At 71.1% G+C, this 14,959-nt stretch carries 13 protein-coding genes and 1 tRNA gene; 11 read left to right on the plus strand and 3 right to left on the minus strand.

Translation table 11 applies throughout. The features are described from left to right. Positions 1–41 precede the first annotated feature (41 nt). Entirely contained in the window at positions 42–1,643 is a 1,602-nt protein-coding gene (locus IE108_RS10925) for a beta-N-acetylhexosaminidase (protein ID WP_064728009.1), read from the minus strand. A 102-nt stretch (positions 1,644–1,745) separates the two neighbouring features. On the opposite strand from IE108_RS10925, the gene IE108_RS10930 reads away from it, so the two are divergent. The 3 genes from IE108_RS10930 to glmS all read left to right on the plus strand — a co-directional run bounded on the left by IE108_RS10930 (position 1,746) and on the right by glmS (position 4,801). Continuing rightward, complete coding sequence (locus IE108_RS10930; protein ID WP_064728010.1) at positions 1,746–2,627, plus strand: DUF4429 domain-containing protein; 882 nt, start codon at positions 1,746–1,748, stop codon at positions 2,625–2,627. 66 nt (positions 2,628–2,693) lie between these two features. Further along, positions 2,694–2,951, plus strand: coding sequence for a hypothetical protein (locus IE108_RS10935; protein WP_064728011.1), 258 nt, complete (start codon positions 2,694–2,696; stop codon positions 2,949–2,951). Between the two features lie 32 nt (positions 2,952–2,983). Continuing rightward, a complete protein-coding gene (glmS, locus tag IE108_RS10940; protein ID WP_064728012.1) occupies positions 2,984–4,801 on the plus strand; it encodes a glutamine--fructose-6-phosphate transaminase (isomerizing) in 1,818 nt (605 codons plus the stop codon). A gap of 30 nt (positions 4,802–4,831) precedes the next feature. Here glmS and IE108_RS10945 read toward each other — a convergent pair whose 3' ends face one another. Next, positions 4,832–5,359, minus strand: coding sequence for a universal stress protein (locus IE108_RS10945; RefSeq protein WP_064728013.1), 528 nt, complete (start codon positions 5,357–5,359; stop codon positions 4,832–4,834). Positions 5,360–5,654: 295 nt separating this feature from the next. Between IE108_RS10945 and IE108_RS10950 the strand changes: the two genes are divergently transcribed. The 4 genes from IE108_RS10950 (at position 5,655) to IE108_RS10965 (ending at position 8,512) form a co-directional block, all read left to right on the plus strand. Next, positions 5,655–5,981, plus strand: coding sequence for a hypothetical protein (locus tag IE108_RS10950; RefSeq protein ID WP_064728014.1), 327 nt, complete (start codon positions 5,655–5,657; stop codon positions 5,979–5,981). Positions 5,982–6,367: 386 nt separating this feature from the next. Further along, positions 6,368–7,558 (plus strand): helix-turn-helix domain-containing protein, encoded by a 1,191-nt coding sequence (locus tag IE108_RS10955; protein ID WP_064728015.1) that lies wholly within the window; start codon positions 6,368–6,370, stop codon positions 7,556–7,558. 156 nt (positions 7,559–7,714) lie between these two features. Beyond that, positions 7,715–8,317, plus strand: coding sequence for an oligoribonuclease (gene orn, locus IE108_RS10960; protein WP_064728016.1), 603 nt, complete (start codon positions 7,715–7,717; stop codon positions 8,315–8,317). 122 nt (positions 8,318–8,439) lie between these two features. Further along, positions 8,440–8,512 (plus strand) — tRNA-His (locus IE108_RS10965). Positions 8,513–8,638: 126 nt separating this feature from the next. Here IE108_RS10965 and IE108_RS10970 read toward each other — a convergent pair. Further along, positions 8,639–9,694, minus strand: a complete 1,056-nt coding sequence (locus IE108_RS10970) for a LacI family DNA-binding transcriptional regulator (RefSeq protein ID WP_064728017.1) — start codon at positions 9,692–9,694, stop codon at positions 8,639–8,641. A 365-nt stretch (positions 9,695–10,059) separates the two neighbouring features. On the opposite strand from IE108_RS10970, the gene IE108_RS10975 reads away from it, so the two are divergent. From IE108_RS10975 to IE108_RS10990, 4 genes are all read left to right on the plus strand, one after another. Next, entirely contained in the window at positions 10,060–11,385 is a 1,326-nt protein-coding gene (locus IE108_RS10975) for an ABC transporter substrate-binding protein (protein WP_064728018.1), read from the plus strand. Between the two features lie 5 nt (positions 11,386–11,390). Further along, on the plus strand, positions 11,391–12,401 hold the full coding sequence (locus IE108_RS10980; RefSeq protein ID WP_064728019.1) for a carbohydrate ABC transporter permease: 1,011 nt from the start codon (positions 11,391–11,393) through the stop codon (positions 12,399–12,401). Positions 12,402–12,413: 12 nt separating this feature from the next. Then, entirely contained in the window at positions 12,414–13,322 is a 909-nt protein-coding gene (locus IE108_RS10985; protein WP_064728020.1) for a carbohydrate ABC transporter permease, read from the plus strand. A gap of 134 nt (positions 13,323–13,456) precedes the next feature. After that, complete coding sequence (locus IE108_RS10990) at positions 13,457–14,896, plus strand: GH1 family beta-glucosidase (protein ID WP_064728021.1); 1,440 nt, start codon at positions 13,457–13,459, stop codon at positions 14,894–14,896. Positions 14,897–14,959 lie beyond the last annotated feature (63 nt).

The following is a 14,959-nucleotide window of genomic DNA, read 5'->3' on the forward strand; positions in this document are numbered from 1 at the left end:
TCCTCCGGGGTGCCCGTTCTCGCGTTCCGGTCAGACCGGGTTCACGTCCAGGGGACCTGCGGCGAGCGGTAGTAGTCGATGCCCATCGCCTCCCAGCGCGGCGCCTGGGCGGCGAGCCGCACCTTGTAGGTGTCCCAGTCGTGCGTCGACGCCGGGGACCAGCCCAGCTCGGCGACGCCCGGCAGCCGCGGGAAGGCCATGAACTCCAGCTGTTCGGGATCGGACAGCGTCTCCGTCCACAGCGGCGCCTCGACACCGCGGACCGCGGAGGCCGGGGCGCCCGACAGGTAGGCGGCCGGGTCCCAGTCGTAGGAGCGCTGCACCTCGACGTAGCCCGCCCAGGACAGGCCCAGCGGGGTGTCCTTGGTGTACTTCATGTCCAGGTACGTCCGGTCGGCCGGGGACAGGATCAGCCCGGTCCCGTTCCGTGCCGCCTCGGCGACCTGGGCCTTCTCGGCGTCACTGGTGCGGTCCAGGCCCCAGTACTGGACCAGCGCGCCCTCGGCCGGCGCGGCGCTCGCCAGCTGGTGCCAGCCGACGACCGTCTTGCCGTACTTCGCGACGATCGGCTGCACCCGCTTCATGAAGGCGGCGAAGTCCTCGTGCGGCGTGGAGTGCGCCTCGTCGCCGCCGATGTGGAGGTAGCGGCCCGGGGTGAGCGCAGCCAGTTCGCGCACGACGTCGTCGACGAAGTCGTACGTCACCTCCTTGCCGACGCACAGCGAGCTGAAGCCGACCTGGGTGCCGGTGTACAGCGGTGGGGCGACGCCGTCGCAGTTCAGCTCGGCGTAGGAGGCGAGGGCCGCGTTGGTGTGGCCCGGCATGTCGATCTCGGGCACGACCTCCAGGTGGCGGGAGGCGGCGTAGCGCAGGATCTCCTTGTAGTCGTCCTTGGTGTAGTAGCCGCCGGGGCCGCCGCCGACCTCGGTGGAGCCGCCGTACGTCGCCAGCCGCGGCCAGGAGTCGACGGCGATGCGCCAGCCCTGGTCGTCGCTGAGGTGCAGGTGGAGCTTGTTGTACTTGTAGAGGGCGACGCGGTCGATGTACTGCTTCACCTCGTCGACGGTGAAGAAGTGCCGGGAGACGTCCAGCATGGCGGCCCGCCAGCCGTAGCGCGGGGTGTCCTCGACGGTGCCGCCGGCCACCAGCCAGGGGCCGGGCTGGACGGAGTCCTTCTCGACGGCGGCGGGCAGCAGCTGGCGCAGGGTCTGGACGCCGTGGAAGAGGCCGGCGGCCTTGCGGGCGGTGATGGTGACGCCGGAGGCGCCGCTGTCGAGGCGGTAGCCCTCGTCGCCGTAGGAGCCCTTCGCCAGCCGGAGCCGGATGCCGCCGTGGCCCTCGGTGGTGACGGGGAGCCGGTAGCCGGTGGAGGGCCGCAGGACGCCGGCGAGGTAGTCGCCGACGCCGCGGACCTCGCGCGAGCCGTCGACGCGGATGCGGGTGCCGGGGGTGATGCGGTACGGGGCGCCGCCGGGGTCGACGGAGGCGGGGGCCGGGATCACCCGGTCCATGGGGGTCGCGTTCGCCCGGTGCACGGGGGCCGCTCCGGTGGCCATGGCGCAGGCGGCCGCCACCAGGAGCAGGGATCCGAGCAGCCGGCCGGTGCGGGGAGTCGTTCGGTGGTGCCGTCGATGAGCTCTCACGTGCGGGCTCCCTTCGCGTGCGTGCGGTACGGGGGTTGGGGGCGGGTGTGGACCACTCTCCCGCACCATCACCGCCCGCAGAAGCGGTGAAACAATCCGCGCATGGCGGAAATCATCCAGAAGGACGGAACGTGGGTCTTCGACGGCGACGCGCTGCGGCTGACTCCCGGACGCGACAAGAACGTCGGCCTGCTCCGCAGGGAGCTGGGTGAACTGCTCGTACCGCTCACGGCGTTGGCGGGCATATCGTTCGAGCAGGGCCGCAAGTCCGGGCGGCTGCGGCTGCGCCTGCGGGACGGCGCCGATCCGCTGCTGCACGCGACGGGCGGCCGGCTGACCGAGCCGCACGACCCGTACCAGCTCGTCGTGGAGTCCGACCGGTACGGCGTGGCCGAGTACTTCGTGGACGAGGTGCGCAACGCGCTGCTCCTCGACCAGGTTCCCCCGGGCCCCCTCGACGCGTACGTGCTGCCGGGTCCGGCCGTCCCGCTGTCGGTGTCCGCCGGGGACGGCGTGGCGAGCTTCGACGGGGAGCGGGTGCGCCTGGAGTGGAAGTGGCAGGCGGAGGACGCCAAGTCGGCCGCGGGCCCGCGCACCCTCCCCCTCGCCGACATCCTCGCGGTGGAGTGGCAGCCGACGGTGGGCCTGGAGAACGGCCACCTGCGGTTCACGGTGCGGGGGGCGCCGAGCAAGGTGCCGCCGAAGTACGACCCGAACGCCGTGGAGCTGTGGGGCTTCAAGAAGGACCCGCTGATGGCCCTGGTGGCCGCGGCCGTGCAGGCCCGCCTCCCGCACCCGTCGGCGCCGGCCGCCCTGGAGAAGGCCGGTCCGGCCGGGGCCGCGCCCGCCCCGGCCCCCGCGGCCGAGCACGACCACGACGCGCTGCTGCGCCGGCTGCGGGAGCTGGGTGAGCTGCACCGCTCCGGGGTGCTGACCGACGAGGAGTTCAACCTGGCCAAGCAGGCCGTACTGAAGCGACTCTGACCACACCCTGCCCGAAATCGGGCAGGATTCTTGCGTTACCGCTGTCGGTACCCCAGGATCTACCGGGTGCACGACGAACTCGTTGATCACCTGACGCGGTCCACCCCCCTCAACCGGGGCGAGGCACTGCGCGTGGTCCAGGACGTGCTCGCCTACTTCGACGAGACGACCGAGGAGTTCGTCCGCCGCCGCCACCGCGAACTCCAGGCCCAGGGCCTGGTGAACGCGACGATCTTCGAACGGATCGGGGCGGAGCTGAAATACCGCGCGGTGGCACCGCCGGAGCTGTCGCTCCGTCAGCTGCGCCGCATCGTCTACGGCTGAGAAGCCGAAGAGGAACAGAGGTTTACGTATACATGTGCGGAATCGTCGGATACATCGGCAAGCGTGACGTCGCGCCCCTGCTCCTGGAGGGCCTCCAGCGCCTGGAGTACCGCGGATACGACTCGGCGGGCATCGTCGTCACGTCGCCGAAGGCGGCCGGCCTGAAGATGGTCAAGGCCAAGGGCCGGGTCCGCGACCTGGAGGCCAAGGTCCCGGCGCGCTTCAAGGGCACCACCGGCATCGCCCACACCCGCTGGGCCACCCACGGCGCCCCCTCCGACCTGAACGCCCACCCGCACATGTCGGCCGACCAGAAGGTCGCCGTCGTCCACAACGGCATCATCGACAACGCCGCCGACCTGCGCCGCAAGCTGGAGGCGGACGGCGTCGAGTTCCTCTCCGAGACCGACACCGAGGTCCTCGTCCACCTCGTCGCGCGCTCCGAGGCCGAGAAGCTGGAGGACAAGGTCCGCGAGACCCTCCGGCTCATCGAGGGCACCTACGGCATCGCCGTGATGCACGCCGACTTCCCCGAGCGCATCGTCGTCGCCCGCAACGGCTCGCCGGTCGTCCTCGGCATCGGCGAGAAGGAGATGTTCGTCGCCTCGGACATCGCCGCGCTGGTCGCCCACACCCGCCAGATAGTCACGCTCGACGACGGCGAGATGGCGACCCTGAAGGCGGACGACTTCCGCACCTACACCACCGAGGGCACCCGCACCACCGCCGAGCCCACCACCGTGGAGTGGGAGGCCGCCTCCTACGACATGGGCGGCCACGACACCTACATGCACAAGGAGATCCACGAGCAGGCCGAGGCCGTGGACCGCGTGCTGCGCGGCCGGATCGACGACCGCTTCTCCACCGTGCACCTCGGCGGCCTCAACCTGGACGCCCGCGACGCGCGCGCCGTGCGCCGCGTGAAGATCCTCGGCTGCGGCACCTCGTACCACGCGGGCCAGATCGGCGCCCAGATGATCGAGGAGCTGGCCCGCATCCCCGCGGACGCCGAGCCCGCCTCCGAGTTCCGCTACCGCAACGCCGTCGTCGACCCCGACACCCTGTACATCGCCGTCTCCCAGTCGGGCGAGACGTACGACGTGCTGGCCGCCGTGCAGGAGCTGAAGCGCAAGGGCGCCCGCGTCCTCGGCATCGTCAACGTGGTCGGCTCGGCGATCGCCCGCGAGGCCGACGGCGGCATGTACGTGCACGCCGGGCCCGAGGTCTGCGTCGTCTCCACCAAGTGCTTCACCAACACCTGCGTCGCCTTCGCGCTGCTCGCCCTGCACCTGGGCCGCACCCGCGACCTCTCGGTGCGCGACGGCAAGCGGATCATCGAGGGCCTGCGCAAGCTGCCCGCGCAGATCGCCGAGATGCTGGAGCAGGAGGAGGACGTCAAGAAGCTGGCCGCGCAGTACGCCGACGCCCGCTCGATGCTCTTCATCGGCCGGGTCCGCGGCTACCCGGTCGCCCGTGAGGCCTCCCTCAAGCTCAAGGAGGTCTCGTACATCCACGCCGAGGCCTACCCGGCCTCCGAGCTGAAGCACGGCCCGCTCGCCCTGATCGAGCCCGCGCTGCCGACGGTCGCGATCGTGCCGGACGACGACCTGCTGGAGAAGAACCGCGCGGCCATGGAGGAGATCAAGGCCCGCAGCGGCCAGATCCTCGCGGTCGCCCACCGGGAGCAGGAGAAGGCCGACCACACCATCGTCGTGCCGAAGAACGAGGACGAGCTGGACCCGATCCTCATGGGCATCCCGCTCCAGCTGCTCGCGTACCACACGGCGCTGGCCCTCGGCCGGGACATCGACAAGCCGAGGAACCTCGCCAAGTCGGTGACGGTCGAGTAGGACCCGCTCACGGCGGGGCGGCCCGGTCCCCTACGGGATGATCACCACGGGCCGCTTCGCCCGCTTCGCGAGCCGGCCGGCGACGGAACCGAAGAGCCGGCCCACCAGTCCGTGGCTGGAGCCGACGACGATGGCGTCCGCCTCGTACTCCCGCCCCACCTCTTCGAGTTCGTGGCAGATGTCGCCGCCGCGCTCGACCAGGATCCACGGGACGTCGGCGAGGTAGTCGGCGCACGCCAGCTCCAGACCCAGCACCTCGGTGCGGTGGTCCGGCACGTCGACGAAGACGGGGGGCTCGCAGCCGGCCCACACCGTGGTGGGCAGCCGGTTGGCGACGTGCACGATGACCAGGCCGGAACTCAGCCGGGACGCCATGCCGATGGCGTACGCGAGGGCACGCTCGCTGGATGTGGAGCCGTCGAAGCCGACGACGACCCCGTGCTTGAAGGCGGGGTCGCACGACTGGCGTGGCTCTTCGGCCGCCAGGGGCTCGGCCGCCGTGGGTTCGGCGACGGGCCGCTTGCGGTCCGCGGGTTCGAAGAATTCGTGACCGGCCATAACTGTCTCGGCGTTTTTATCCTCTATGGGGGGCCAACAGTGGGCGGCTGAGCTGTGTCCGGGAATGGTCTTCCCAACCCCATACCCCCAAGGGTACGGCGGCACGCCTCCTTCGCCCAGTTCCCGCGGAGGGTCCGCCGCGGGGTTCACCGGAGCATGCCCGAGGGGCGCCCGCAACGCAATGGTTGCTGCCCTGTACAGGCGGTTTGCGCGGGATTCAACCATCGGTCACCGGTCGTGACCGACGCGGCCCGCGGGCGTTGATCTCCATGCCGCCACCCCCCAGGGAGCCTCCGTGTCCGGACCGCACCGTCCCGCCCAGCCGACACCCGCGCCGTCCCGGGACGGCGTGACCGACCTCGTCCGCTGGGCGGCGTTCAGCTGCTTCCTGGTCCCGGTCGCGCTCCTCTGGTACGGCACGTCCTTCGCCGGCGCGGCCGGCACCGCCCTGGGACTGGCCGCCGTCACCGGTGTGTGCCGCCTGCTGCTGCGGCGCTCCGAGCGCCTCGCCGCGCACCCGTACGGCGGGGAGCGCGCGGGTCGGGGCGGCCGCCGGCGCAGGCCCGCGAGGCCCGTTCGCGGGGGCGGACGGCACGCTGGGGAAAACACACCGGTCGACTGACCGGTTTTTGCGCACGGTTCCGCTTCTTTTCAGCCAACTTCCCGGGGTGGCTCATCTGCCCCCCTCACCACCCCCAAACCCCCGTTCCACCTGCACGGAAAGGCTCTCGGGGACCCCGGGCACCCTACGTGGATTGGCCACTGACACAAGGCGCACTTCCCTGGGGCGCCCCAGAGTGCAACGCTTCGTGATCGACTGGTTCACGCCAAGTTGCCATGTCGACAATGTCCCAAGTGCCGAACCGGCCATCCCGGCGCGACGGGACCCAGTAGATTCGATCTTGACTGTCTACGGCGGGGGACTCGTGCAGGACCGAGGGGAAACGTGTTGGAGCGACAGACCCGAAGGGTAGAGGGTGCCGCGACCACCGAGGGGGGCTTAGCAGCATGAGCCACGACTCCACCGCCGCGCCGGAAAGCGCCGTCCGGAAACTCTCCGGGCGACGCCGCAAGGAGATCGTCGCGGTGCTGCTGTTCAGCGGCGGTCCCATCTTCGAGAGTTCCATACCGCTGTCGGTGTTCGGGATCGACCGCCAGGACGCCGGCGTACCGCGCTACCGACTTCTGGTGTGCGCGGGTGAGGACGGCCCGCTGCGGACCACAGGGGGCCTCGAACTGACCGCGCCGCAGGGCCTGGAGGCGATCTCGCGCGCGGGCACCGTCGTCGTGCCGGCCTGGAGGTCGATCACCTCGCCGCCACCGGAGGAGGCGCTCGACGCGCTGCGCCGGGCGCACGAGGAGGGCGCCCGCATCGTCGGCCTGTGCACCGGCGCCTTCGTGCTGGCGGCGGCCGGTCTCCTGGACAGCCGCCCCGCGACCACGCACTGGATGTACGCGCCGACGCTGGCCAAGCGCTATCCGTCGGTGCACGTGGACCCGCGCGAGCTGTTCGTGGACGACGGCGACGTGCTGACGTCCGCGGGCACCGCGGCCGGGATCGACCTGTGCCTGCACATCGTGCGCACCGACCACGGCAACGAGGCGGCCGGAGCGCTGGCCCGCCGCCTGGTGGTGCCGCCGCGCCGCAGCGGAGGCCAGGAGCGCTACCTGGACAGGTCTTTACCCGAGGAGATCGGCGCCGACCCGCTCGCCGAGGTCGTCGCCTGGGCGCTGGAGCACCTCCACGAGCAGTTCGACGTGGAGACGCTGGCCGCGCGGGCCTACATGAGCCGCCGCACCTTCGACCGCCGCTTCCGGTCCCTGACCGGCAGTGCGCCGCTGCAGTGGCTGATCACCCAGCGGGTGCTCCAGGCGCAGCGCCTGCTGGAGACGTCGGACTACTCGGTGGACGAGGTCGCGGGCCGCTGCGGCTTCCGCTCGCCGGTGGCGCTGCGCGGCCACTTCCGCCGCCAGCTGGGTTCGTCTCCGGCCGCCTACCGCGCGGCCTACCGGGCGCGCCGCCCGCAGAGCGAGCGCCCGGTGGACCCGGATCCGGGCGGCGCGGGAGCCACCCGGCCGCCCGCCCCCGCGGAATCGGCCGCGCTGTCTCCCGAGGGTGCGGTCCCGTTCCAGACCCGCCGCACCCCGGCGCCGGTCCCGGCGGCGGCCGGCGTCCCGGTCCAGCGGGGCGCGTCGTGACGTAGCACTCAAAACGCCGGACGGGCGATTCAGCCCGTCCGGCGTTTGAGGACGAGGCCGTCCAGGCCGAAGCGGGGGTTCGGGGGCGGCAGCCCCCGTGACGCCCACACCGACGCCGGGGACCCGGTGAACACCGACCGGCCGTAAGGTGTCCGCATGAACGATCGCATGGTGTGGATCGACTGCGAGATGACCGGCCTCTCGCTGTCCGACGACGCGCTCATCGAGGTTGCCGCCCTCGTCACCGACTCCGAGCTGAACATCCTCGGCGAGGGCGTCGACATCGTCGTCCGCCCGCCGGAGCGGGCCCTGGAGACGATGCCCGACGTGGTGCGCGAGATGCACACCTCGTCCGGCCTGCTCGCGGAGCTGGACGGCGGCACGACCCTCGCGGACGCCGAGGCGCAGGTCCTGGCGTATGTGCGCGAGCACGTGAAGGAGCCCGGCAAGGCCCCGCTGTGCGGCAACTCGGTCGGCACCGACCGCGGCTTCCTCCTGCGGGACATGCCCACCCTGGAGGACTACCTCCACTACCGGATCGTCGACGTGTCCTCGATCAAGGAGCTGGCCCGCCGCTGGTACCCGCGGGCGTACTTCAACAGCCCCGAGAAGAACGGAAACCACCGGGCGCTCGCCGACATCCGCGAGTCCATCGCCGAACTGCGCTACTACCGGGAGGCGGTCTTCGTCCCGCAGCCCGGACCGGACTCCGACACCGCCAAGGCGATCGCCGCGAAGCACGTCGTACCCGCCAGGTAGGAGCCCCGCAGGACCCGGGAGCGGCGCCCGGAAAGCCGGGCGCGAGCACCCCTTCGGACCCTGTACACTTTTTCTCAGCCGGTCGGGAAGCCCCGCCAAGCGGGATTCGAGCACCGGCCTTGGTGGGTGTAGCTCAGTTGGTAGAGCACCTGGTTGTGGTCCAGGTGGCCGCGGGTTCAAGTCCCGTCACTCACCCTGAATGATCAAGGGCTGACCTGTGGAAACGGGTCAGCCCTTGATCTTTTTCCAGGGCCTCGGGAACAGCCGGGAACCCGGAGGCGGGCCCGCCCTTCCGACGCGCCCGCCCGGCCGATCCCGCGCTCAGGACGACGTACGCTCCACCAACTCCGTCGCCAGCACCACCTGGTGCCGCTCCAGACCCCGCGACGCCGCCGGACGGCGGTCCGCGATCTCGGTCAGGAGGAGGTCGATCATCGCGCGGCCCATCTCCTCGATGGGCTGCCGCACGCTGGTGAGCGGCGGCTCCATGTGGCGGGCTATGGCCGAGTCGTCGTAGCCGACCAGCGCCACGTCCTCCGGGATGCGCCGGCCCGCCTCGCGCAGGACCTGGCGGGCGCCCGCGGCGGTGACGTCCGAGGCGGCGAAGACCGCGTCCACGTCGGGTGCGCGGCGCAGCAGCTCCCGCATCGCGCGCCGGCCGCCGTCCTCCGTGAAGTCACCGGCCTCGATCAGGTCCTCGTCGACGGCCACGCCCGCGTCGCGCAGCGCCTCGCGGTAGCCGTCGACGCGCCGCTGGGCGCCGTAGACGTCGAGGCGGCCGGTGATGTGGGCGATGCGCCGGCAGCCGCGGGCCAGGAGGTGCTCGACGGCCGAGCGGGCGCCGCCGTAGTTGTCCGAGTCGACCGACGCCAGCGACTCCGCGGCCGAGCGCGGGCCGCTGATCACGGCCGGGATCTCCAGCTGGGACAGCAGGTCGGGCAGCGGGTCGTCGGCGTGCACCGAGACCAGCAGGACGCCGTCCACGCGGTGCGCCGCCAGGTACTGGGCGAGGCGCTCCCGTTCCCGGTCGCTGCCCGCGAAGATCAGGAGCAGCTGCATCTCGGTGTCGGCGAGTTCGGAGCCGACGCCCTTCAGCATGTCCGAGAAATACGGTTCCGCGAAGAAGCGGGTCTCCGGCTCCGGCACCACCAGGGCGATCGCGTCGGTGCGGTTGGCCGCCAGCGCGCGGGCCGCCGTGTTCGGGACGTAGCCGAGTTCCGCGACGGCCGCCTCGACGGCCGCCCGGGTGGCGTCGCTGACCCGGGGCGAACCGTTGATCACCCGGGACACCGTGCCGCGGCCGACGCCCGCCCGTGCCGCCACCTCTTCGAGGGTGGGCCGGCCACCGCTCCGCCCACGCGCTCCGTGGCTTGCCATCGGCTCCGCCTCCCGTCGACACCCCCGCACTCTGCGGCTGGCCTGGAATTTAACAGGCCGGTCGGGTGTAATGACCGGCTCCGGGTCCGTCACCGCCGCGCGGGGAGGGTCCCGGCGCCGCCCGACGCGTCCAGTTAACAGGCCGATAACTGAACGCACTTCGTCGCGTCCGCTCCCTTGACACCCCCGGCCGGACCGACGACTCTTCAACACATCACTTGTGGGAGCGCTCCCACACTACCTGGCACATACACATCCCGCACGTTCCCCGCCCGAGCCGCAGCAACGCACGAACGACATGAAGCAGCGGGCCCAACCATGTAGTTGGCCGGGGGGTCGGCACGTCAGGGCAACAGGAGGACGCAATGCGAGCAGCACGTACTCGATCCGCCCGCAAGGCGGTGGTCATCGCGGCCATCGCGTCGCTGGGCGCCGGGCTGCTGGCCGGCTGTGCCGACGACGGGAAGGACGAGGACGGCTCGTCGTCGGGCGACAGCAGCGGCAAGACCACGATCACCCTCGGTCTGTTCGGCACGATGGGCTTCAAGGAGGCGGGCCTCTACGAGGAGTACGAGAAGCTCAACCCGGACGTCAACATCGAGGAGAACGTCACCGAGCGGAACGAGAACTACTACCCCGCTCTGGTCAACCACCTCACCACCGAGAGCGGCCTCCAGGACGTGCAGGCCATCGAGGTCGGCAACATAGCCGAGGTCGTCGCCACCCAGGCGGACAAGTTCACGGACATGTCCAAGGCCGAGGGCGTCCAGTCGAGCAGCTGGCTGGACTGGAAGTGGAAGCAGGGTGTCACCAAGGACGGCCAGGCGGTCGGCCTCGGCACCGACATCGGCCCGATGGCCGTCTGCTACCGCAAGGACCTCTTCGAGAAGGCCGGCCTGCCGACCGACCGCGAGGAGGTCGGCAAGCTGTGGGCCGGCGACTGGAACAAGTTCATCGCGGCCGGCGAGAAGTACAAGAAGAGCGCCGGCAAGGACACCTACTTCATGGACTCCCCCGGCGGGCTGATCAACGCCGTCCTCAGCGGTGAGGAGGAGAAGTTCTACGACGCCGCCGGCGAGGTGATCTACAAGACCAACCCCGCCGTCAAGGACGCCTTCGACCTGACCGCCAAGGCCGCCGAGGAGGGCCTGGTCCAGTCGCAGACCCAGTTCCAGCCGGCCTGGGACCAGACCATCGCCAACAACAAGTTCGCCACCGTCGCCTGCCCGCCCTGGATGCTCGGCTACATCAAGGGCAAGTCGCAGCCCGACGCGGCCGGCAAGTGGGACGTGGCCGCGGCGCCGAAGTCCGGCAACTGGGGGGGCACCTTCCTGGGCGTGCCCAAGAGCGGCAAGAACGTGAAGGCCGCGCAGAAGCTGGTCGCCTGGCTGACCGCGCCGGAGCAGCAGGCCAAGCTCTTCGCCGTGCAGGGCAGCTTCCCCAGCGCCCCGGCCGCGTACGAGTCGTCCGAGGTGACCGGCGCCAAGAACGACATGACCGGCGACGCGCCGATCGGTGAGCTGTTCGCCAAGGCCGCCGAGGCGATCCCGGCGCAGGTGATCGGCCCGAAGGACCAGATCATCCAGCAGGGTCTGACGGACAACGGCGTCATCCTCGTCACCCAGGGCAAGTCGCCCAAGGAGGCCTGGGACAACGCCGTGAAGACCATCGACAACAACCTGGAGAAGTGACCGGAATGACCACCCGGCACGACACCGCCGCGCTCCCCTCCAAGGGGGGCGCGGCCCCGGGCCGACCGCCCGGTCAGGCGCCCTCGTCCGAGGCGGAGCGGAAACGGGCCCGGCTCTCCCGCCGCTGGCAGCGGGACATGCGCTGGAGCCCGTACGCGTTCGTCACCCCGTTCTTCGTGTTCTTCGCCGCCTTCGGCCTGTTCCCGCTGATCTACACCGGCTGGGCCTCGCTGCACACGGTGGAGCTGACCGCGCCCACCGACATGGCGTGGGCGGGGCTGGACAACTACACGCGGATCTTCGACGACGACTTCTTCTGGAACGCCGCGCGGAACACGCTGACCATCGGCGTCATCTCCACGGTGCCGCAGCTGCTGATGGCGATGGGCCTCGCCCACATCCTCAACTACAAGCTGCGCGCCTCCACCTTCTACCGCGTGGTGATGCTGGCGCCGTACGCCACCTCGATCGCCGCCGCGTCGCTGGTCTTCGTGCTGCTCTTCGGCCGCGACTACGGCATGATCAACTGGGCTCTCGACCTGGTCGGCCTGGACAAGATCGACTGGCAGAACGGCACGTGGTCGTCGCAGTTCGCGGTCTCCTCGATCGTCATCTGGCGCTGGACCGGATACAACGCCCTGATCTACCTGGCCGCGATGCAGGCGATCCCGCAGGAGCTGTACGAGTCGGCGGCGCTGGACGGGGCCAGCCGCTGGCGGCAGTTCATCCACGTCACGCTGCCCCAGCTGCGTCCCACGATCCTGTTCACGGTCGTCGTGTCGACCATCGGCGCCTCGCAGCTGTTCGGCGAGCCGCTGCTGTTCGACGCCAACAAGGGCGCCTCGGGCGGCTCCCAGCACCAGTTCCAGACGCTCGGCCTGTACCTGTACGAGCAGGGCTGGGTGAACCAGCACCTGGGCCGCGCCTCCGCGATCGCCTGGACGATGTTCCTGATCCTCATCGTGATCGGGATCGTCAACTACGCCATCTCGCGCCGGCTGCGCGCCAGTAGTTAAGGAGAACCGGCCGTGACGACGACCCTGACGAAACCCCCGGCCGACCGGGTACCCGAGCAGCCCCGGCGGGGCCGCGGATCCAAGGCGTCCCGGGCCGGCGGACAGATGCACGCCGGTCCCATCGCGTACATCATCCTCGCCCTGTTCACCATCGGCTCGCTCTTCCCGCTGGTGTGGACGGCGATCGCCGCGTCCCGCGACAACCAGCGCCTGGCCCAGACGCCGCCGCCCTTCTGGTTCGGCGCCAACCTCTTCGACAAGCTGGAGATCGCCTGGAACGACGCCAACCTGGGCGAGGCGATGCTCAACACCACGATCGTGGCGGGCATCTCCTCGCTCACCATCGTCCTCATGTCGACCATCGCCGGCTTCGCCTTCGCCAAGCTGCGGTTCAAGGGGCGCAACGCCCTGATGCTGGTGGTCGTCGGCACGATGATGGTGCCGCCGCAGCTCAGCGTCATCCCGCTGTACATGATGGTCGCCAAGCTCGACTGGACCGACCAGCTCCAGGCCGTGATCTTCCCGTCCCTGGTGAGCGCGTTCGGCGTGTTCTTCATGCGGCAGTACCTGCTCCAGGCGCTGCCCGACGAGATCATCGAGGCCGCCCGGGTGGACGGAGCGAGCAGCTGGCGCGTCATCTGGCACGTGGTGTTCCCGACGGCGCGGCCCGCGATGGCCGTGCTGGGCATGCTGATGTTCGTCCAGGTCTGGAACGACTTCCTGTGGCCGTTCCTGGTGCTGACGCAGAACGGCAACCCCACCGTGCAGGTCGCGGTCGCGGGGCTGGGCCGCGGCTTCACCCCGGACCAGGCGCTGATCATGGCCGGGGCGCTGCTCGGCACGCTGCCGCTGCTGCTGGTGTTCGCGATCTTCGGCAAGCAGATCGTGGGCGGCATCATGCAGGGTGCCGTGAAGGGCTGACCGGCGGCCGACACGGGCAGACACCAAGGGCCGACCTCTCCTCCGGTGGGCCGGGTCACCGCCGCCCCGGCCCGCATCCCCCCTCGTCCTTACTACGCGCCGGTCGTCACACGACCCGCTATGGGAGCGCTTCCATGCTTGAGTCCGCAACGCCGGTGACCCCGGTGACCTTCCCCCCCGCCTTCCTCTGGGGCGCCGCGACCTCGGCGTACCAGATCGAGGGCGCGGTGCGCGAGGACGGGCGTACGCCCTCGATCTGGGACACCTTCAGCCACACCCCCGGGAAGACGGCCGGCGGGGACACCGGTGACATCGCTGTCGACCACTACCACCGCTACCGCGACGACGTGGCGCTGATGAAGGACCTGGGGCTGGGCGCGTACCGCTTCTCCATCTCCTGGCCGCGGGTGCAGCCGACCGGCCGCGGCCCCGCCGTCCAGCGCGGCCTGGACTTCTACCGCCGCCTGGTGGACGAGCTGCTGGCCGCCGGGATCAAGCCGGCCGTCACCCTCTACCACTGGGACCTGCCGCAGGAGCTGGAGGACGCGGGCGGCTGGCCCGAGCGGGACACCGCGTACCGCTTCGCGGAGTACGCGCGGATCGTGGGCGAGGCGCTCGGCGACCGCGTGGAGCAGTGGATCACGCTCAACGAGCCCTGGTGCGCGGCCTTCCTGGGCTACGCCTCCGGGGTGCACGCGCCCGGCCGCACCGACCCGGCGGCCTCGCTGCGCGCCGCCCACCACCTCAACCTGGCCCACGGACTGAGCACGTCGGCCCTGCGGTCGGTGATGCCGGCCCGCAACTCGGTGGCGATCAGCCTCAACACCTCGGTCGTGCGCCCGCTGTCACCGAGCCCGGCGGACCTGGCGGCGGCCCGGCGGATCGACGACCTGTCCGGCGGGATCTTCCACGGCCCGATCCTGCACGGCGCCTACCCGCAGTCCCTGCTGGAGGCGACGGCGCCGGTGACCGACTGGTCCTTCGTCCAGGACGGCGACCTGGAGCTGATCCGGCAGCCGATCGACGCGATCTGCCTCAACTACTACACGCCCACCGTGGTGTCGGCGGCGGACGCCGACTCCCGGGCCCCGCGCGCCGACGGCCACGGCGCCAGCGACCACTCGCCCTGGCCGGCCGCCGACGACGTGGCCTTCCACCAGCCGCCGGGCGAGCGCACGGAGATGGGCTGGACCGTCGACCCGACCGGCCTGCACGAGCTGATCATGCGCTACCACCGCGAGGCCCCCGGTCTGCCGCTCTACATCAGCGAGAACGGCGCCGCCTACGACGACAAGCCGGGCGCCGACGGCACGGTGCACGACCCGGAGCGCGTCGCCTACCTGAACGGCCACCTCACGGCGGTCCGCCGGGCGATCGCCGACGGCGCGGACGTCCGCGGCTACTACCTGTGGTCGCTGCTGGACAACTTCGAGTGGGCCTACGGCTACGAGAAGCGGTTCGGCGCGGTGTACGTCGACTACGTCTCCCAGCAGCGCACCCCCAAGTCGAGCGCCCTGTGGTACGGCCGGGCGGCCCGTACGGGCTCGCTCCCGCCGGTGGAGTCCGCCGAGTAGACGCCCCGCGGGGCGGGAACGACCGATGCGGGGCGCGGCACCTGACGGGTGCCGCGCCCCGCT

Origin of the sequence: Streptomyces parvulus, from assembly GCF_014648855.1 — a bacterium.
GTDB classification, from domain to species: domain Bacteria; phylum Actinomycetota; class Actinomycetes; order Streptomycetales; family Streptomycetaceae; genus Streptomyces; species Streptomyces parvulus.